An 18,515-nucleotide genomic window follows, 5' to 3' on the forward strand; every position below is an offset into this window, starting at 1 on the left:
CTTTTTAGCCGCGGGAAAAAAGCCAGGCATCGCGCCTGGCTTTTTTGTTTCCAGCGTCGCAGCAGGGCAAACACCGAATGGCAAACACCGAATGGCAAACACCGAATGGCAAACACCGAATGGCAAACACGGCGACGTTATGCCGCAAGCGGGTAGCACCGGCGTCTGCGATACCTGATGGCCAGGTGATACGATAACGCCACCTCGAACGTGCGCGGCCGGAGTCCTTCTGTGAGCGTGAATGTAACCCTGATTCTGACGACAGTGCCAGACGCAGCCACTGCTCAGAAGCTCTCAGCCGATGCGCTTGCCGCGCGGCTCTGTGCGTGTGCCACGCAGTTAGGCGCCGTGCAGTCGAGCTATCACTGGCAGGGCGCAATCGAGACATCGCAGGAGATCCAGCTCCTGTTCAAGACGAGTGCCGCTCGTGCGCTGGAGCTCGAGCAGTACATTCAGGCGCACCATCCCTACGACACACCCGAAATTCTCTGCTGGCAGGCGACGGCGTCGGCCGCGTACGGCCAGTGGGTCATCGCTGAAACTCAACGTCCTCTCCATGTTTAACGGTTTTGATCGACGCATGCGCAATGCGCTGCGCACTTTCCTTTTCCTGCTCGGTGGCCTGCTAGCCGCGCAGTTCAGTACGCTTGCGCGCGCCGCGGACGATTTCCTCGATCCCGCCGTCGCGTTCAAATTCAGCGCGACCGAGAAGCCCGGTGAGGTCGACGTCACCTACAAGATCGCCGACGGTTACTACATGTACCGCGAGCGTTTCGCGTTCGCGACCCGCAACGGCACTACGACGATCGGCGACGCGCAGTTGCCGCCAGGTCATGTCAAGTTCGATCAGACCTTCAACAAGAACGTCGAAACGTACCGGAACGAGTTGACGATCCGGATTCCGGTCAAGCAGGCCCAAGGGCCGTTCGATCTCGCGGTAACGTCGCAGGGTTGTGCCGATGCAGGCATCTGCTACCCGCCGATGGAGCGTGTTTATCACGTGAGCGGAGCGGCTTTGCAAGCGGCCGGCAGCAGCGCGCCGGCGACAGCGCCGTCGACTGCGTCAGCGCAGCAATCCGCCGCGGCCGACGCGCCGTGGTACGAGCGCGCCACCAGCGCCGACTATGCGCAGTCGCTGCTGCAAGGCGGCGGCTTTTTCGCGATCATCGGGCTCTATTTCGTGGCCGGTGCAGTGCTGAGCCTGCTGCCGTGCTCTTATCCGATGATTCCGATTCTGTCGGCGATCATCATCGGCGAAGGCGCGCGCGTGACGCGTGCACGCGGTTTCACGTTGTCGCTGGCGTATGTGATCGGGATGGCGCTTGTCTACACCGCGCTCGGTATTGCGGCCGCGCTGGTCGGACAGAGCCTGGGCGCGTGGTTGCAAAACCCGTGGGTGCTCGGCGCGTTCGGCGTGCTGCTGACGGCCTTCGCGTTGACGCTGATCGCCGGCTTCGACATTGCTCTGCCGCAGCGCTGGCAAGACGGCGTGTCGCGCACGTCGACGGGGCGTTCGGGCGGTAAGTATGCGGCGGTCGCCGTGATGGGCGCGTTGTCCGCGCTGGTCGTCGGCGCCTGTATGACCGCGCCGCTATTTGCCGTCCTGGCGTTTATCGCCCACACCGGCGACGCCGTGCTCGGCGGCGCCGCGCTCTTCGCGATGGGATTGGGTCTCGGCGTGCCGCTGTTGATCATCGGACTCGGCGCCGGTACGTTGCTGCCGCGTGCGGGTGCGTGGATGGACGGCGTGAAGGTATTCTTCGGCGTCGTGCTGCTTGCCGCTGCGTTGTGGATCGTCTGGCCGGTGCTGGGCGCTGCCGCGACGATGCTGCTCAGCGCACTGTGGCTGCTGATCGCCGCGGCCGCGCTGGGGCTCTTCTCGGCGACGTCGGCGGGTGTCCCGGTGTGGCGCCGCCTCGGGCGCGGCGTCGGCGCGGCGCTCGCGATCTGGGCGGCGACGCTGCTCGTCGGTCTTGCCGCGGGCTCGTCCGATCCGCTGCGTCCGCTGGCCGTGCTTGCCGCGCGCGGCGGCGAGGCGGGCGCATCGAGTGCCAATGCGTCGAATACAGCGAATGCGGCGCCTGGGAGCGATCTCACGTTCGGTGCTGTCCGCTCGTCGAGTGAACTCGATCAGGCCGTCAAAGCGGCCGCACGGCCCGCTATGCTGGACTTCTATGCGGACTGGTGTGTGAGCTGCAAGGAAATGGAGAAGTTCACGTTCAGCGACGCCCGGGTGCAGGCCAAGCTCAAGCAGATGAACCTGCTGCGCGCCGACGTCACCGCGAACAACGCCGACGATCAAACGCTGCTCAAGCGGTTTAGCCTGTTTGGGCCGCCCGGCATCATTTTCTTCGACCAGAGCGGGAAAGAAGTGCTGCGCGTTGTTGGCTACGAATCTGTGGACAAGTTCTTGCGTACGCTTGATCGCGTTAGCACCCCGGGGGTCTGATCGGTCGTACAGCTTACTGTTGAGGCAAATGCGGGCAAAAACCCGCGCCAGCAGCACGCAGTACGCAAAAAAAACGGAGACGGACCTCAAAAGTCCGCCTCCGTTTTTGCTTTCCAATCTCAACGACGCTCTACAAGCCGCCTACAAATCACTTCTGCGCGCGCAAAATCCGCGCAGCATCCAGCGCGAAATACGTCAGAACCCCATCCGCGCCGGCCCGCTTGAACGCCAGCAGCGATTCCATCATCGCCTTGTCGTGATCGAGCCAGCCGTTCTGCGCGGCCGCTTTCAGCATCGCGTACTCGCCGCTCACCTGATACACGTAGGTCGGGAATTTGAACTCGTCCTTCACGCGCCGCACGATGTCGAGATACGGCATGCCCGGCTTGACCATCACCATGTCCGCGCCTTCGTCGATATCCGCTTGCACTTCGCGCAGCGCTTCGTTCGAATTGGCCGGGTCCATCTGATAAGTCATCTTGTTGCTCTTGCCGAGGTTCGTCGCGGAACCGACGGCGTCGCGAAACGGGCCGTAAAACGCCGACGCGAACTTGGCCGCGTAAGCCATGATCCGTGTATGCACGTGATCTTCGCTCTCGAGCATTTCGCGGATCGCGCCGATGCGGCCGTCCATCATGTCCGACGGCGCGACGATATCGACGCCTGCTTCCGCCTGCGCGCGAGCCTGCTCGATCAGGATCTCGACGGTTTCGTCGTTGATCACGTAGCCGGCTTCGTCGAGCACGCCGTCCTGGCCGTGGCTCGTGTACGGATCGAGCGCGACGTCGGTCAACACGCCCAGCTCGGGGAAACGCTTCTTCAGTTCGCGAACCGCGCGCGGGATCAAACCAGCGGCGTTGGTCGCTTCGCGGCCGTCCGGTGTTTTCAGCGACGGCTCGATCGCCGGAAACAGCGACAACACCGGCACGCCCAACTCGACGCACTGTTCGGCCACACCCATCAGCAGATCGACCGACACGCGCTCGACGCCCGGCATCGACGGCACGGCCTGCCGCACATGCGTGCCTTCGACGACAAACACCGGGTAGATCAGATCGTTGGTGGTGAGGATGTTTTCGCGCATCAGGCGACGCGAGAAGTCGTCACGGCGCATGCGGCGCGGACGGTGATGCGGATAGAAGCTCATAGCGAATCGAATATCGTGGGTGTGTGGAGCGAGCCAGTGATGCGCGCTTCGTGCGTGCCCTCGCTGCCGGAAACTTTTCGAGACAATGGTATATCATACCGATCGAGCAAGGCGCGATGCGCTGACCTCCCCGCTTCTCCTCCCTGAGCGGGTGCCTGTCGTTTTTCGATTAGGCTGTTTGACCCGCCGTTAAAGCGGCGGGTTTTTTTATGGGCGGCCGGAATGGCGTTTTCGCACTATCCGGCCAACGCGCCGCGGTTATTGCGCTTCGTCTGCGTCAGCGTCTGTTTCGCCCTTCTGCTCGGGGATCAGCCAGCTTTCGATCAGTTCGTGCGCTTCGTCGATACCGACGCGCTTGAGCGCCGAGAACAACTGCGCGGTCAACTCGCCCTGATAGCCGGCGCTGCGATATTCAGCCAGGCCTTTTTGCGTCGTACGCAGCGCATTCACACTTTCCTGCCGTGTCAATTTGTCGCATTTCGTGAGAAGCGTGTGGATCGGCTTGCCGGTCGGCGCAAACCACTCGATCATCCGACGGTCCAGATCGGTCAGCGGACGGCGCGAGTCCATCATCAGGATCATGCCGCGCAGTTGCGAGCGCGATTGCAGGTAGGTGGACAGCAGCGCTTCCCAGTGGGCCTTGGCGGCGCCCGGCACCTCCGCGTAGCCATAGCCCGGCAGGTCGACGAGGTTCGCGACGGGCTCGTCGGCCTTGCCCACCGAGAAATAATTGATGTGCTGCGTGCGACCCGGCGTCTTACTCGCGAACGCGAGCCGCTTCTGGTTGCACAAAATATTGATGGCCGTGGACTTGCCCGCATTCGAGCGCCCCGCGAACGCAATTTCAGGTTGCGCGGTGGCCGGCAGATCACGCAGGTGATTGACGGTCGTGAAGAAGCGGGATTGGTGGAGCAGGAAGGACATGATCAGGCCGAGATTCGAGACGCCGGGGAACCCGGAGTGGGGACGGGTCAAGCCCGACTGGCGTCTTAGCGATTAGCGAGTTATTGTACAATACGATGGTTTACTGAAAACCTGAGAGGGGCCAGCCGGTGTGGCTTGGCGGCTCCTGGCGGTCCACTCAGTCGCCGTCGTATTTTGCAAAGCCTTCAATAAAACGCCGGGCCGTCCCAAGTTTTTCGCACCGAAGGAAATCCTTTTGGGGGGCTGGCGCCAGGTTTGGGGGCTCACTAAAAATCCCACAAGACGAGACAGGGTGTGCGAATGAATCGACTGTGCAAGACTCTGATGGTGCTTCAGGTAGCGGCAGGTCTTTCAGGTTTGGCAATTCAGGCACGAGCAGCAGATCCGGTCAAACCGGACGTCAATCGGGGGCAGGCAATCGCGGTGCAGGTCTGTGCGTCTTGCCACGGCGCAGACGGCAACAGTGCCGGCGGCGCGTACCCCAAGCTGGCGGGTCAGCATCCCGAATATCTCGTCAAGCAACTCAAAGACTTCAAAACGCAGGCGGGCGCGAAGCAGCCCGCGCGCAACAATGCAATCATGGCGGGCATGGCCGCTGCGTTGTCCGATCAGGACATGGTCAACGTCGCCGCCTATTTCTCGACGCAGACCCCGAAACCAGGCTACGCGCATAACAAAGACACCGTCGCGCTCGGCCAGAAAATTTATCGCGGTGGGATCGCCGACAAGGGTGTGCCGGCCTGCGCAAGCTGCCATGGGCCGACCGGGCAAGGGATTCCGTCGCAGTATCCGCGTTTGTCGGGGCAGTGGGCCGAGTACACGGTGGCGCAGTTGCTGGCGTTCACGCAAGGTCCCGGCGCACGCAACAACAACGAGGCGATGCATGCAATTGCAACACGTCTGTCGGATAGTGAGATCAAGGCAGTAGCCGATTACATCGCGGGCTTGCATTAACATAGGCGCCCAGACTTGCGCGCTTCGCGTCAGGCACCCGAGGCGGTGAAAAAACTTGGGGTAGCCTGCGTTTTTTCACGAAGCTCAAGCACCATGCAACCGGCTCGACGAGGCCGGTAAAAAACAAGAAAAGGGTGGGGGCGTCGTGCGTACGACAGCCCTGCACCCTTTTTTGCTGTTCAGTCGGAGTATGAATGAGCGTCACCACGTCGGGTTTGCAGTCGAAGTCAAGCAATCGCATCATGCGCAGCATCGTCGAAGTATTGAGTTCGATGCGCTTCGCTATTGCGTTGCTCGTGATTCTGTCGATCGCCAGCATCATCGGCACCGTCCTCACGCAGGACGACCCGTATCCCAACTACGTCAATCAGTTCGGCCCGTTCTGGGCGGACATCTTCCGCTCGCTGAGTCTGTACACGGTGTACAGCTCGTGGTGGTTCATGCTGATCCTCGGTTTCCTGATGGTGTCGGTGTCGCTGTGCGTGATCCGCAATGCGCCGAAAATGCTCGCCGACGCGAAGAGCTGGAAAGACAAGGTCCGTGAAGGCAGCCTGCGTGCGTTTCACCACAAGGGCGAATTCGCCGTGCATGAAACGCGCGCGCAGACCTCGGACGTGCTCGCCAGGCTGTCCGCGCGGCTCGGCTACAAATTCGTCACGCGTGAATCCGAAGGCGCGACGCTGATCGCCGCCAAGCGAGGCGCGCTCACCAAGTTCGGCTATATCTCCGCTCACGTGGCGATCGTCGTGATCTGTCTGGGCGGCCTGCTCGACAGCAATCTGCCGATCAAGCTGCAAATGTGGCTGTTCGACAAATCGCCGATTCGCGCCAACACGGTGATCAACGATATTTCGCCCGAGCACCGTCTGTCGCAAACCAACCCGACGTTCCGCGGCTATGCATGGGTGCCGGAAGGGCAGCATGTGTCCACGGCGATCCTGAACCAGCCGGACGGCTCGCTGATCCAGGACCTGCCGTTTTCGATCGAGCTGAACAAGTTCATCGTCGACTATTACTCGACCGGCATGCCGAAGCTGTTCGCGAGCGACATCGTCGTGGTCGACCATAAGACTGGCGCGCGCGTGCCGGCGCGAGTCGAGGTGAACAAGCCGTTCACGTACGACGGCGTGTCGATCTATCAATCGAGCTTCCAGGACGGCGGCTCGCAGATGCAGATGACGGCGTTTCCGATGTCCGGCGCGAGCGCGAAGACCGCGCCGTTCGGCGGCACGATCGGCGGCAACGCGCCGCTGGGTTCGGCGACGCCGCTGGCCGACGGCCAGACGGTGGAATTCACCGACTTCCGCGCGATCAACGTCGAAAACGTGTCGAACGGCAGCGGCCAGAACGACGCGCGCGGCGTGGCCCAGCATCGCACGCTGAAGGAAGCGTTCGACGAACGCCTCGGCTCGGGCGCCAAGACCTCCAATCCGCTGGACCTGCATAACGTCGGTCCATCGGTGCAATACAAGGTGCGCGACAAGGACGGCCAGGCGCGCGAGTACAACAACTACATGCTGCCGGTGGACGTGTCGGGCGAAAGAATGTTTCTCGCCGGCATGCGCGTGAATCCGGACGACCCGTTCCGCTACCTGCGCATTCCCGCCGACACCGGCGGCACGGTCAAGGAATGGATGAACCTGCGCGCGACGCTCGAAGATCCGGCCATGCGCGCCGCGGCCGCTCACAGCTTCGCGCTGCGTTCGGTGCCGGGTTCGAACGCCGAGTTGCAGCAGCATCTGGAAGAAAGCGCGCTGCGCGTGCTGACCCTGTTTGCGGGCGCGGACACCAGCATCAAGATGCCGAACGGTCAGACGGTGGGCGGCTTCCAGGCGATCGCCGGTTTTATCGATCATTCGGTGCCGAAGGGCGAGCAGGAAAAGGCCGCAGGTCTGCTGCTGCGCATGCTGGAAGGCTCGACGTGGGACCTGTGGCAACTGTCGCGCGCGAAGCTCGGCGAGCCCGAGGCGCAAGCCAACGCCGAGGGCAGCCGCTTCATCCAGAGCTCGATCAATGCGATATCCGACAGCTTTTTGTATGGATCGCCGGTCTATTTGCAGCTCGACTCATTCAAGCAGGTGCAAGCTTCGGTATTTCAGTTGACGCGCGCGCCGGGCAAAAAAGTCGTGTATCTTGGCAGCCTGCTCCTCGTGTTGGGCATCTTTTCGATGTTCTACGTCCGCGAACGGCGCCTGTGGTTCTGGCTCAAAGATACCGAACACGGCACGAACGTCGTCATGGCGATGTCGAGCGCGCGTAAAACGCTCGATTTCGAGAAAGAGTTCGTGCAGACGCGCGACGCCGTCGGCGCCGCGCTGGGCGCCAAACTCACCGATTCACCGGATGCCGCCGGCGCTTCCGACAAGACCGGCTAAACCGGCGCGCCGTCCCCACGTACACAAGATTCGACCCGGTAACATCATGGACTTGACTCAGGTTTCCCAATCTCCGTCGTCGCGGCCCCGCAAGCCGCTGGCAGGCGAATCGCTCAACGTCGCAGAGTTTGACGAGCGGCCGTTCCTGAAACGGCTCGGTGTCGTCGACTGGTTGTTCGCCGCGCTGATGGTGGCAGGCGCGGGTTTCGCGCTGTCGCGCTATCACCCGTTCATGAATTACTACGACAAACTGGTGCTCTGCTGCGCGGTGCCGGTGTTCGTCGTGCTTGGCTGGCGCTGGAAGCCGGTGCGTCCGCTGATGGTGGGAATCGCCGCGCTCTCGCTGCTGGCGATCCAGATCTACCACGGCGATCTGACCCGCGCGGACAGCACGTTCTTCCTCAAGTACTTCCTGTCGAGCCAGTCCGCGATTCTGTGGATGAGCGCGCTTTTCGTGTTTGCCACGGTGTTCTACTGGATCGGGTTGCTGTCGCGCTCGCCCACCGGCGCCGCGATCGGTTCGAAGATGACGTGGGCCGCCGTGGTGATGGGCTTTGTCGGTCTGATGGTGCGCTGGTACGAGTCGTACCTGATCGGCGCGGACGTCGGCCATATTCCTATCTCGAACCTGTACGAAGTGTTCGTGCTGTTCAGCCTGATCACCGCGCTGTTCTACCTGTACTACGAGCAGCACTACAACACCCGCGCGCTCGGCGCGTTCGTGCTGCTGGTGATCAGTGCGGCAGTCGGCTTCCTGATGTGGTATTCGGTCGCACGCGACGCGCAGCAGATCCAGCCGCTGGTTCCCGCGCTGCAAAGCTGGTGGATGAAGATCCACGTGCCGGCGAACTTTATCGGCTACGGCAGCTTTGCGTTGTCGGCGATGGTCGGCGTCGCGTATCTGGCGAAAGAGCGCGGCATCCTCGCCGACCGCCTGCCGCCGCTGGAAGTGCTCGACGACGTGATGTACAAATCGATCGCCGTCGGCTTTGCGTTCTTCACGATCGCGACCATTCTCGGCGCGCTGTGGGCCGCCGAAGCCTGGGGCGGCTACTGGAGCTGGGACCCGAAGGAAACATGGGCGCTGATCGTGTGGCTGAATTACGCTGCCTGGCTGCATATGCGGCTGATGAAAGGGCTGCGCGGCGCGGTCGCGGCGTGGTGGGCGCTGACCGGTCTGCTGGTCACCACGTTTGCGTTCCTCGGCGTCAACATGTTCCTGTCGGGCTTGCATAGCTACGGCAAGCTGTAAGAACTGCCCGTCAGCAACGACTAAGAACCGCCGAGTGCTCCGCACCGGCGGTTTTTTTCATGGTCTGAAGGAATATTGGCTGCATCCAACGTGTTCGCGTTGGGAGTACCTATGGATGGCAGCCGGAAGCCCGGCGCCCGGATGCCCGGCGCCCGGATGCCCGGACGAGCGAACCCCAATATGGCCCCGTAAGATGCACACACGGTGAGCCTGCAAGGAGCAGCACGATGTGGATCAAGCGAAGCGACAGAATTCAACTCCTCGGCGACGACATCGCGCGCAGCGAGATCACGCCGCAGCACGTGTTTCAGAACCGGCGGCGCGTGCTGCAGGCGGCCGGCGCGTTGGCGCTCGGCAGTCTGATCGGCGTGAACGGCGAGGCATTGGCGGCTTATTCGTCGCCGGATCCGAAGGCGCAAAAACTCGCGGCGAAAACCAATCCGAAGTTCGTCGCGCTCGACAAGATCACGCCGTACAAAGACATCACCACGTACAACAACTACTACGAGTTCGGTACCGACAAGGCCGACCCCGCGCATAACGCCGGGACCTTGCGGCCGCATCCGTGGAAAGTGAGCGTGGAGGGCGAGATCAAGAACCCGAAGGTGTACGACATCGACGAGTTGCTGAAGCTCGCGCCGCTCGAGGAGCGCGTGTATCGGCTGCGTTGCGTCGAAGGGTGGTCGATGGTGATTCCGTGGATCGGCGTGCCGCTCGCGGAATTGATCAAGCGGGTGCAGCCGACCGGCAACGCGAAATACGTGGAGTTCATCACGCTTGCCGATCCGTCGCAGATGCCTGGCTTGTCGGAGCCGGTGCTCGACTGGCCGTATCGGGAAGGCCTGCGGATGGACGAAGCGATGAACCCGCTGACCTTCCTGACGATGGGCCTCTACGGGCAAGTGTTGCCGAATCAGAACGGCGCGCCGATTCGCGTGGTGGTGCCCTGGAAGTACGGTTTCAAGAGCGCGAAATCGCTGGTGAAAATCCGCTTTATCGACAAGCAGCCGCCGACTAGCTGGAACACGTACGCGTCGAACGAATACGGTTTTTATTCGAACGTGAACCCGAACGTCGATCATCCGCGCTGGAGTCAGGCGACCGAACGGCGTATCGGCGAGGATGGTTTTTTCACGCCGAAACGCAAGACGCTGATGTTCAACGGCTATGGCGATCAGGTCGCGTCGCTCTATCAGGGCATGGACCTGAAGAAGAACTTCTGAGCGACGGCGCGATCATGGCTTCTGATATTCGACCTGCTGTTCAACCGGCTCCTCAGTCCGAGCGTAAAACGCCGGGAGCACCTCACGCCGCCGCCGCAGGGGCAACGGGCGCGACTCCGACGGCGCGGCGCCCCGCAAGCGGTCCGCGCTGGATCGTGCCCGCAAAGATCGCGGTCTTTATCGCCGCGTGGTATCCGCTCGCACGCATTGTGTTGTTCGGCGTGACCGATCGGCTCGGCGCGAATCCGATCGAGTTCATCACGCGTTCGACGGGCCTATGGACGCTCGTGTTTCTCTGCATCACGCTGGCCGTGACGCCGTTGCGCCGCCTGACCGGCATCGCGGCTTTTGTGCGCTTCCGCCGCATGCTCGGCCTCTACGCGTTCTTCTACGCGACGCTGCATTTCGCGACCTATATCTGGTTCGACAAGTGGTTCGACGTCGCCGGGATTCTCAAGGACATCGGCAAGCGGCCGTTCATCACGGTCGGCTTTGCTGCGTTCGTGTTGCTGATCGTGTTGGCTGTCACGTCGCCGCGCGCGATGGTGCGCAAACTCGGACGTCGCTGGCAGACGCTGCATCGCGCGATCTATATGATCGGCGCGCTCGCGATCCTGCATTTCTGGTGGATGAAGGCGGGCAAGCACGACCTCTTCCTGCCGAAGATCTACGGCGCGATCATGGTGGCGCTGCTGGGATGGCGTGTGATCGTGTGGTTGCGGGATCGGCGGATGAAAACCGCGCGGCGCTGACACTGCGTGCGGTGCGGCACAATGAAAAAAGGCGATGCCTGCTCGGCATCGCCTTTTTTTCTGACGGATCGAGTGATCGACCGATCGGGGGACGACGTTTACGCCGGCAAGATCGTCTCGCCAGCAAACAGCTGCTTCACCTCTTCCCGGGCGCGAACCACATACGCCTGTGTACCATCGACCATCACCTCCGCAGCGCGCGGGCGGGTGTTGTAGTTCGAGCTCATCACGAAGCCATACGCGCCGGCCGAACGGATCGCGAGCAGATCGCCGGGTTCGACGGCGAGCAGCCGCTCGCGACCGAGCCAGTCGCCGCTTTCGCAAACCGGACCGACCACGTCGTACACGTGCGCCGGCACGTTGCGCTTGAGCACCGGATCGATCGCGTGATACGCCTCGTACATCGCGGGGCGCGCGAGATCGGTCATCGCCGCGTCGACGATCGCGAAGTTCTTTTCCGCGCCCGGCTTCAGAAACTCGACGCGTGTGAGCAGCACACCTGCATTGCCGACCAGCGAACGACCCGGCTCGAAATACACTTCGCGATGACCGTGGCCGCGCGCGTCGATACGATCGAGCACGGTGCGCACGAAGTCGCCGATTTCCGGCGGCGTCTCGTCGTCGTAGGTAATGCCGAGACCACCGCCCACGTCGATATGACGAATCTTCACGCCGTCCTGTTCGATCTGTTCGACGAGCTCCAGCACTTTGTCGACCGCATCGAGATACGGCGCGACCTCGGTGATCTGCGAGCCGATATGACAGTCGATGCCGACCACGTCGAGATTCGCCATCGCGGCAGCGGCGCGATAGGTCGCGCGGGCGTCTTCGAAGGCGACGCCGAACTTGTTCGACTTCAGGCCGGTGGAGATATACGGATGGGTTTTCGCGTCGACGTCCGGATTCACACGCAGCGAAACCGGCGCCTTCTTGCCCATCTCCGCAGCAACCGCGTTCAGGCGGTCGAGCTCGGGAATCGATTCGACATTGAAGCATTTGACGCCGGCGGCCAGCGCCTCGCGCATCTCGTCCGCATGTTTGCCGACGCCGGAAAACACGGTGTTTTCCGCTTTGCCGCCGGCAGCCAGCACGCGCGCCAGTTCGCCGCCCGACACGATATCGAAGCCGGCGCCGAGCCGCGCGAACACGTTCAGCACGGCAAGATTGCTATTGGCCTTGACGGCTACGTGAACCGTCGCGCGACGACCGGCGCAGGCGCCCGCATACGCATTCCATGCTTCAGTGAGCGCGGCGCGCGAATACACGTACAGCGGCGTGCCGAACTGTTCGGCGAGTGAAACGGCGGACACGCCTTCGGCGTGCAGAACGCCGTCGACGTAGTCGAATGCTGATCGAGTCATGCGAAATTCTTATTGAACGGGGGTGACGGCGGAGGCAGGCTGCGGGATCGCGGCACCGGAGGCGGGCGGCGTGGCCAGTTCGGTTTCCGGCGCCAACGAGAGCGGCGTGCCCGACGTGTCCGGAATGGCGCCGACTTGCGAAGCGGTTTCCGCGTTGGGTTTCACTTCATCTGGCGAAGGTTGCGTGCGATCGACCGGTTTGGCCGGTAGCGGCGGCACGGTGGGCAGATAGAGCGAACCGCGTTGCCCGCAGCCGCTGAGTGCGCAACCTGCGAGAATGGCTAAAACCGCTACAATCGCGCGGCCGGGCGCTGCTGCGCGCATCCGAGTTACGACTCGCATGACTGTCCCTGAATGAATAATCGATGGAGTTTAGCATGTCCGATAGTGATTACCTGACCCGCGCGGAAGCCGCGCTAGCCGCCATCGAACGCGCAATCGACAACACCGATGTCGACATCGAACTCGAGCGCAGCGGCAACGTGCTGACCCTCGAATTCGAGAACCGCACGAAGATCATCGTCAACCTGCAACCGCCGATGAGCGAGATCTGGATCGCGGCGAAAGCCGGCGGTTTCCACTTCCGTTTCGTCGACGGCGAGTGGCGCGATACGCGCGGCGGCACGGAGTTTTTCTCCGCGCTGTCGGAGTACGCGACGCAACAGGCCGGCGAGCCGGTTCGCTTCGAAGCCTGAATCGGCGTAGTGACCTGACGTTCAAACGAAACCGCCGCGCATCGAACAACGAGCGCGGCGGTTTTTTTCTGACCAGCGTGGCGTTTTAATGCCCGCGGAACAGATTCATGATGTCCTGCTTCTCCTGCTCGCCGACCTGTTCCGGCGCCACCGCCGACGCGCCGCTCGCCGCGGCATCCAGTGAAGCCTGGCTCACGCCCACTGTCGATACGAAGCCGTTGCCGGGTGTGAAGTCCTCGAAATACAGTTCCGAGCCGATGTCGACTACGCCGTCCGGTTTCGGCATCTTGTAATCGGGCACGCCCTTCAGCGCGCGCGACATGTAGTCGATCCACACCGGCAGCGCGAGGCCGCCGCCGGTTTCCTTATCGCCGAGGCTGCGCGGGTTGTCGTAGCCGATCCAGGCGATCGCGGTCAGCGTGTGCTGATAGCCGGCGAACCACGCGTCGCGCGAATCGTTGGTGGTGCCTGTCTTGCCGCCGAGGTCGGTGCGCTTCAATACGTTGGTTTTCGCGCCGGTGCCGCGTTGCGCGACGCTTTGCAGCAGGCTGTTCATCACGTACGCATTGCGCGGCTCGATTGCGTGCGGCGCACTTTGCTCGGCCACCAGCGGTTGTGCGTGCGCCACGATGATGCCGCGCTGATCGGTGACTTCAGCGATCAGATACGGATTGACCCGATAACCGCCGTTCGCGAATACCGAGAACGCGCCGGCCATTTGCAGCGGCGTAACGAGACCCGCGCCGAGCGCCATCGGCAGATAAGCCGGATGACGATCCGCGTCGAAGCCGAAGCGCGTGATGTACTGCTGCGCGTACTTCGTGCCGATCTGGTTCAGGATGCGGATCGACACCAGGTTCTTCGACTTTTGCAGCGCGGTGCGCATGGTCATCGGACCGTCGAAGCCGCCGCCGTAGTTTTTCGGCTCCCACGCCTGGCCGCCGGTTTCGGCGGCGCTGAAAAAGAGCGGTGCGTCGTTGATCACGGTGGCCGGTCCGAGTCCCTTTTCGAGCGACGCCGAATAGATGAACGGCTTGAAGCTCGAACCCGGCTGACGCCACGCCTGGGTCACGTGGTTGAACTTGTTCTTGTTGAAGTCGAAGCCGCCGACCAGCGCGCGGATCGCGCCGTCCTGCGGCACCACGGACACAAACGCGCCTTCTACCTGCGGCAATTGCGTGATCGACCAGTTGCCGTCGTCGTTCTTGACGAGACGAATGATCGCGCCGGGTCGCACGCGCTGGTTCGGCTGCGCACGTGTGCCGAGCGCGAACTGCGCGAAGCGCAAGCCGTCGCCCTGAATGGTCGCGACATTGCCGTCGATGAACGTGGCTTGCACCTGCTTCGGACTCGCCGCCGTCACCACGGCGGCGATGATTTCGCCGTTGTCCGGATGTTCGAGTAGCGCGTCGTCGATTGCCTGTTCGCGCTCGTCCGCGTCGGACGGCAAATCGATAAAGGCTTCCGGGCCGCGATAGCCGTGCCGGCGTTCGTAGTCCATCAGACCTTTGCGCAGCGCCCGGTAAGCGACGTCCTGATCGGCCGAGTCGATCGTGGTGACGACATTCAGCCCGCGCGTGTAGGCCTCCTCGCGATACTGCGCGTACATCATCTGCCGCACCATTTCCGCGACGTATTCCGCGTGCACGCTGAATTCCTTGCCCGCGCCCTTGACGACCAGCGGCTGCTTGCTGGCTTCGTCGTATTGTTGCTGGGTGATGTAGCGCAGCTCGTACATGCGCTGCAGGATGTACTCCTGGCGGATCTTCGCGCGCTTCGGATTGACCACCGGGTTGTAGGCCGACGGCGCTTTCGGCAGACCCGCCAGCATTGCGGATTCGGCGAGCGTCAGATCCTTCATGTCCTTGCCGAAGTAAACCCGCGCCGCACTCGCGAAGCCATACGCGCGTTGACCGAGATAGATCTGATTCATGTACACCTCGAGAATCTGATCTTTCGACAGCTTCGACTCGATCTTGTACGCGAGCAGCATCTCGTAGATCTTGCGCGTGTAGGTTTTCTCGCTCGACAGAAAGAAGTTGCGCGCCACCTGCATCGTGATGGTACTGGCGCCCTGCGTGGCATGGCCGTTGGTCAGCGCGACGAAACCGGCGCGCGCAATGCCTGTCAGGTCGACGCCGCCGTGATCGTAGAAGCGTGCGTCTTCGATCGCGAGCACCGCTTTCTTCAGGCTGTCGGGCACGTCCTGGATATGCACGATGTCGCGCCGTTCTTCGCCGAATTCGCCGATCAGCACGTGGTCGGCCGTATAGATGCGCAACGGCACTTTCGGGCGGTAGTCGGTGAGCGCTTCGAGCGACGGCAGATTCGGCGTTGCCACCACCAGCGCGTAACCGAGCACGAGCAACACGCAAACGATGCCCGCGATGATCAGGCCGACAAACCCGAGGATCAGCTTGAGCCATAGCGGACGTTTGCGCTTTGGCGGCGCGGGCGGTGGAGACGTGGAAGACGTTGATTGCATATGTGCACCAAAAAACAGTCCCGCGATTATAGCCGCCTCGCTTTGCGGCTTTCGACAGGCTTACTGTCGCCGCCCGGCAAGGCTTCGGTGCGGCGCGGGAATGACTTCACTGTAGTCGCTTTGATCGGCAGCGGGGCGTGCGGCACGCAACGTTAGCCATCTGGCTGAGTGTCGCGCGGCGGCGCGTCTCGCCACAATTCCTCCTCGTTACTCGCGTTCGAATGGTTCGTCGCGTGAGTCTGAAGGAGGGCGTGATGACGTTAAAAAATTCCTGGCTGCAGGATGTGCAACTCGGCTCGCAGCGTTTTGCTGCAGGAATCGATGTCGCTTCGCAAGCGGTGCGCCTGGTCGTGCTGAGTCAGCGTTCGCGCAGTAGCGCTGCGTTGCGGATCGAATATGTCCGCACGGTGCCGCTGGCGCCCGGCGCGATGGCCGGCACGGAGATCGCCGATCGCCATGCGGTTGCGCGAGCGTTGCGCGATGCGTTTGCCGGCTTGCCGCGCGCGTGTGCGACACACGCGTTGCGTTGCGCGATGGCGCTGCCCGCGTCGGCGACGCTCACCACTACCGTACCGCTCACGCGCCTCGCCGCGATGAGCGGTTGCGCAGATAGCGACAGCGGCGGCCATCAACTGACCGAACTGGAGCCGGCAGTGATGAGCGAGATCGAGCGCATTGCGGGGCTCGAGCGGCACGCGTTGGCGGTCGACTGGTTCGTCGACGAAACGCGTTCGCCGGTGCGGACGGTGACGATCGCCGCCACCGCGCGCCAACATCTCGAAGCGCGTATCGAATGCGCGGCCACGGCGGGTATTTCGCTCACCGCGATCGACGGCGAGCCGCACGCGGCACTGCGCGCGATGCGTTACGCGGCGAGTCATGAGCTCGATCCACACGAGCCGTATGTCGCACTGTGGGTGGGGGCCGACGGTGTGCACGGCTGGCGTATCGTCGACGACGGCATCGTCGGCGAGATGCGTTATCCGGCACCCGAACATTCGGATTTCGCCGACGCATTGCGCGATCTGGTCCACGGTCCCGAACTCGATTGCGCGCTGTTGAGCGGCGAGGTCGAGTTGCTCGAAGGGGTGGGTTTCTCGCTGGCCGATATCGGCGACGTACTGGGTTGTTCGGTGCTGCCGTTCGAGTGCGCGGCGCTCGGCGGCCTCGCTCGCGAGCTGGACGATCCGTTGTTGCATGAACCGGTGGGCGCGGTTGCATTCGGACTTGCTCTGCGCGGGGTGCTCGAATGATGCGCTTCAGTTCGCGAGCCGTGGGCGCGTCTTCGGCTGGTTCTTCTCCGGGCGCACGAATCCGGCCGCCGTGGCTCGGCGGCTTCAATCTACTGCCTTATCGACAGCGCAATGCGAAGCTTGCGCGGCGGCGCTGCATGCTTGAGTGGCTCGCCGCGGCGTTCGTTGGCTGCACTGCTGTGCTTGCGGTCGCGGGATGGCAGGCCTTCGAAAAGGCGCGGCTCGATACGGAGCGCGCTTCAGTCGAACGTGAGCTAACCCAACTGGCCGCGCCGCTTGCCGAGCAGGCGAAGTTGCTGCGCGCGCAGGACGAACAACGTCAAGGCGCCGCTCGCGCCGCGAGTTTGACCACGCCGCTCACGCATCTTCGCGATCTGCTCGACGCGCTGAGCTTCGAGCCGGGCGATGGCGTGGTGCTGCAGCAGTTGCGTCAGCGTGAACACGAAACGGAACTGCTGGCGACGTCGCGTGGACATCTCGCCTCGGCGGACTGGCTCAAACGCATGAGTGCGATTCGCGGCGTCAAAGGCGCGGAGGTCAACGATCTGCGCCCGGCGGGCTCACGGGGCACTGCAATGGCTGCGGTTGGTGGGAACGGCTCGATCGAGTTCGGTGCGTGTTTGCGTTGGGACGATCCGCTTCAGAAAACCGCGCACGTGTCCCGCCCGGCTGCTTCGCGCGCCGACAAGTCTGAACAATCCGGAGGTGCGAAATGAGCACGACGTTTTTCGATATCGGCGGCGCAACGAGCGCGCGGCAATCGTTCGCGCAGTTGGTCAAGCGTGCGCGCCTGCCGTTCGCTGCATGGAGCCGGCGTCGGCGCCTGGCGTTCGCGTTGCTGATCGCCGCGTTGGCATTTGGCCTCGGGTCGCACGGTTGGATCGTGTCCGATCTCGGTGGCCTCGAGGCGAGCCGCACGGCACTCGATGCCGCCACCCGCCATCTTGCCGACGCGCGGCGCGCGCTGGCGCAACTGCCTGCGCTGCGGCGAGAGGTGGCCGGTGCGCCTGCCGCGCGTGGGCTTGGGTCGTGGTCGTCCGCCGACGATGTGCGCGTGGTGTCCGAGTTGGCGGCACAGAACGGCGTCGCGTTGCTCGCGCTGGAGCCTGGCGCCGTGAGCGGCACGGGTAGGGACGCGATGCGTTCCATCCAACTCACCGCGCGCACCGATTTTGTCCATCTGATGGCGTTTTTGCATGGTTTGTCAGACGTGCCGGTGTTGGTTGTACCGATTGATGTGGCGGTCAAACGCACGGATGCATCGCTTGCAATCAACGCAACGCTGAACGTGTACAGCGCGTTGAGGCCGATTGCATCGACGGGCGCTACGGACACGTTCGCCGACGAAAGTCTGGATTCGGACGACGAAGAAGTGGTGTTCTACGACCCGTTCTCGCTGGTGCAAATGCAGGCGTCCGGCGAGCTGCCTGATGCCATGCAACTGCGTCTGGCCGGTTTGCTGCGCGATCGCACTCATGCTTTGGCTTTGCTCGAGACGCCCGATGGCACGACTACCGCTGCGTCCGGTGAACAAATCGGCGTCGAGCGCGTCACCCGGCTCGACGCGCTCAGCATCACGCTCGCCAATGGCGGCGGCGCGACGCGCACGCTTGCGCTGACGGAGGCTTCCTGATGTCGATCCTGA

General features: G+C 62.8%; 16 protein-coding genes. 11 read left to right on the top strand and 5 right to left on the bottom strand.

Going from position 1 to position 18,515, the window contains the following annotated elements; translation table 11 throughout:
* The first annotated feature begins 231 nt into the window (after positions 1-231).
* Both cutA and PQQ51_RS17505 read left to right on the top strand, forming a co-directional pair.
* Positions 232-564 (top strand): divalent-cation tolerance protein CutA, encoded by a 333-nt coding sequence (gene cutA, locus PQQ51_RS17500; protein ID WP_408498039.1) that lies wholly within the window; start codon positions 232-234, stop codon positions 562-564.
* Positions 557-2,449, top strand: a complete 1,893-nt coding sequence (locus PQQ51_RS17505; protein ID WP_408498040.1) for a protein-disulfide reductase DsbD — start codon at positions 557-559, stop codon at positions 2,447-2,449. Before cutA ends, PQQ51_RS17505 begins: the two co-directional genes overlap by 8 nt.
* A 148-nt stretch (positions 2,450-2,597) precedes the next feature.
* Here PQQ51_RS17505 and hemB read toward each other — a convergent pair whose 3' ends face one another.
* Complete coding sequence (hemB, locus tag PQQ51_RS17510; RefSeq protein ID WP_408498041.1) at positions 2,598-3,596, bottom strand: porphobilinogen synthase; 999 nt, start codon at positions 3,594-3,596, stop codon at positions 2,598-2,600.
* Between the two features lie 258 nt (positions 3,597-3,854).
* On the bottom strand, positions 3,855-4,520 hold the full coding sequence (yihA, locus tag PQQ51_RS17515; protein WP_408498042.1) for a ribosome biogenesis GTP-binding protein YihA/YsxC: 666 nt from the start codon (positions 4,518-4,520) through the stop codon (positions 3,855-3,857).
* Positions 4,521-4,820: 300 nt separating this feature from the next.
* On the opposite strand from yihA, the gene PQQ51_RS17520 reads away from it, so the two are divergent.
* The 5 genes from PQQ51_RS17520 to msrQ all read left to right on the top strand — a co-directional run bounded on the left by PQQ51_RS17520 (position 4,821) and on the right by msrQ (position 11,076).
* Positions 4,821-5,474, top strand: coding sequence for a c-type cytochrome (locus PQQ51_RS17520; RefSeq protein ID WP_408498043.1), 654 nt, complete (start codon positions 4,821-4,823; stop codon positions 5,472-5,474).
* A 194-nt stretch (positions 5,475-5,668) separates the two neighbouring features.
* Positions 5,669-7,849 carry a cytochrome c biogenesis protein ResB gene (gene resB / locus PQQ51_RS17525; protein ID WP_408498044.1) on the top strand — a complete coding sequence of 727 codons (2,181 nt, stop codon included), beginning with the start codon at positions 5,669-5,671 and terminating at the stop codon, positions 7,847-7,849.
* A 46-nt stretch (positions 7,850-7,895) separates the two neighbouring features.
* On the top strand, positions 7,896-9,101 hold the full coding sequence (gene ccsB / locus PQQ51_RS17530) for a c-type cytochrome biogenesis protein CcsB (protein WP_408498045.1): 1,206 nt from the start codon (positions 7,896-7,898) through the stop codon (positions 9,099-9,101).
* A gap of 227 nt (positions 9,102-9,328) precedes the next feature.
* Entirely contained in the window at positions 9,329-10,324 is a 996-nt protein-coding gene (msrP, locus tag PQQ51_RS17535) for a protein-methionine-sulfoxide reductase catalytic subunit MsrP (RefSeq protein WP_408498046.1), read from the top strand.
* A 14-nt stretch (positions 10,325-10,338) separates the two neighbouring features.
* Positions 10,339-11,076, top strand: coding sequence for a protein-methionine-sulfoxide reductase heme-binding subunit MsrQ (msrQ, locus tag PQQ51_RS17540; RefSeq protein ID WP_408498047.1), 738 nt, complete (start codon positions 10,339-10,341; stop codon positions 11,074-11,076).
* A 98-nt stretch (positions 11,077-11,174) separates the two neighbouring features.
* On the opposite strand, the gene lysA is transcribed toward msrQ, so the two are convergent.
* Positions 11,175-12,437: a diaminopimelate decarboxylase gene (gene lysA / locus PQQ51_RS17545; protein ID WP_408498048.1), complete on the bottom strand. Its 1,263-nt coding sequence runs from the start codon at positions 12,435-12,437 to the stop codon at positions 11,175-11,177.
* Between the two features lie 9 nt (positions 12,438-12,446).
* Complete coding sequence (gene lptM, locus PQQ51_RS17550; RefSeq protein ID WP_408498049.1) at positions 12,447-12,779, bottom strand: LPS translocon maturation chaperone LptM; 333 nt, start codon at positions 12,777-12,779, stop codon at positions 12,447-12,449.
* A 35-nt stretch (positions 12,780-12,814) separates the two neighbouring features.
* Between lptM and cyaY the strand changes: the two genes are divergently transcribed.
* Positions 12,815-13,132, top strand: coding sequence for an iron donor protein CyaY (gene cyaY / locus PQQ51_RS17555; protein WP_408498050.1), 318 nt, complete (start codon positions 12,815-12,817; stop codon positions 13,130-13,132).
* Between the two features lie 85 nt (positions 13,133-13,217).
* On the opposite strand, the gene PQQ51_RS17560 is transcribed toward cyaY, so the two are convergent.
* Positions 13,218-15,617 carry a penicillin-binding protein 1A gene (locus PQQ51_RS17560; protein WP_408498051.1) on the bottom strand — a complete coding sequence of 800 codons (2,400 nt, stop codon included), beginning with the start codon at positions 15,615-15,617 and terminating at the stop codon, positions 13,218-13,220.
* A 254-nt stretch (positions 15,618-15,871) separates the two neighbouring features.
* Here PQQ51_RS17560 and pilM point away from each other — a divergent pair, with 254 nt between their 5' ends.
* The 3 genes from pilM to PQQ51_RS17575 are packed head-to-tail and all read left to right on the top strand — an operon-like array spanning position 15,872 to position 18,503.
* On the top strand, positions 15,872-16,870 hold the full coding sequence (pilM, locus tag PQQ51_RS17565; RefSeq protein ID WP_408498052.1) for a type IV pilus biogenesis protein PilM: 999 nt from the start codon (positions 15,872-15,874) through the stop codon (positions 16,868-16,870).
* Positions 16,867-17,586, top strand: a complete 720-nt coding sequence (locus PQQ51_RS17570) for a PilN family protein (protein WP_408498053.1) — start codon at positions 16,867-16,869, stop codon at positions 17,584-17,586. The genes pilM and PQQ51_RS17570 overlap by 4 nt, the downstream gene beginning before the upstream one ends.
* A complete protein-coding gene (locus tag PQQ51_RS17575; RefSeq protein WP_408498054.1) occupies positions 17,583-18,503 on the top strand; it encodes a hypothetical protein in 921 nt (306 codons plus the stop codon). Before PQQ51_RS17570 ends, PQQ51_RS17575 begins: the two co-directional genes overlap by 4 nt.
* The last annotated feature ends 12 nt before the right edge of the window (positions 18,504-18,515 follow it).

The sequence above is a fragment of the Paraburkholderia xenovorans genome, from assembly GCF_046030735.1.
Taxonomy (GTDB): Bacteria; Pseudomonadota; Gammaproteobacteria; order Burkholderiales; family Burkholderiaceae; genus Paraburkholderia; species Paraburkholderia xenovorans_A.

Bases quoted from the DNA above. Each gene is read 5' to 3' on its own strand.
- PQQ51_RS17505 (WP_408498040.1), top strand. From the start codon at position 557: ATGTTTAACGGTTTTGATCGACGCATGCGCAATGCGCTGCGCACTTTC.
- hemB (WP_408498041.1), bottom strand. From the start codon at position 3,596: ATGAGCTTCTATCCGCATCACCGTCCGCGCCGCATGCGCCGTGACGAC.
- yihA (WP_408498042.1), bottom strand. From the start codon at position 4,520: ATGTCCTTCCTGCTCCACCAATCCCGCTTCTTCACGACCGTCAATCAC.
- PQQ51_RS17520 (WP_408498043.1), top strand. From the start codon at position 4,821: ATGAATCGACTGTGCAAGACTCTGATGGTGCTTCAGGTAGCGGCAGGT.
- resB (WP_408498044.1), top strand. From the start codon at position 5,669: ATGAGCGTCACCACGTCGGGTTTGCAGTCGAAGTCAAGCAATCGCATC.
- ccsB (WP_408498045.1), top strand. From the start codon at position 7,896: ATGGACTTGACTCAGGTTTCCCAATCTCCGTCGTCGCGGCCCCGCAAG.
- msrP (WP_408498046.1), top strand. From the start codon at position 9,329: ATGTGGATCAAGCGAAGCGACAGAATTCAACTCCTCGGCGACGACATC.
- msrQ (WP_408498047.1), top strand. From the start codon at position 10,339: ATGGCTTCTGATATTCGACCTGCTGTTCAACCGGCTCCTCAGTCCGAG.
- lysA (WP_408498048.1), bottom strand. From the start codon at position 12,437: ATGACTCGATCAGCATTCGACTACGTCGACGGCGTTCTGCACGCCGAA.
- lptM (WP_408498049.1), bottom strand. From the start codon at position 12,779: ATGCGAGTCGTAACTCGGATGCGCGCAGCAGCGCCCGGCCGCGCGATT.
- cyaY (WP_408498050.1), top strand. From the start codon at position 12,815: ATGTCCGATAGTGATTACCTGACCCGCGCGGAAGCCGCGCTAGCCGCC.
- PQQ51_RS17560 (WP_408498051.1), bottom strand. From the start codon at position 15,617: ATGCAATCAACGTCTTCCACGTCTCCACCGCCCGCGCCGCCAAAGCGC.
- pilM (WP_408498052.1), top strand. From the start codon at position 15,872: ATGACGTTAAAAAATTCCTGGCTGCAGGATGTGCAACTCGGCTCGCAG.
- PQQ51_RS17570 (WP_408498053.1), top strand. From the start codon at position 16,867: ATGATGCGCTTCAGTTCGCGAGCCGTGGGCGCGTCTTCGGCTGGTTCT.
- PQQ51_RS17575 (WP_408498054.1), top strand. From the start codon at position 17,583: ATGAGCACGACGTTTTTCGATATCGGCGGCGCAACGAGCGCGCGGCAA.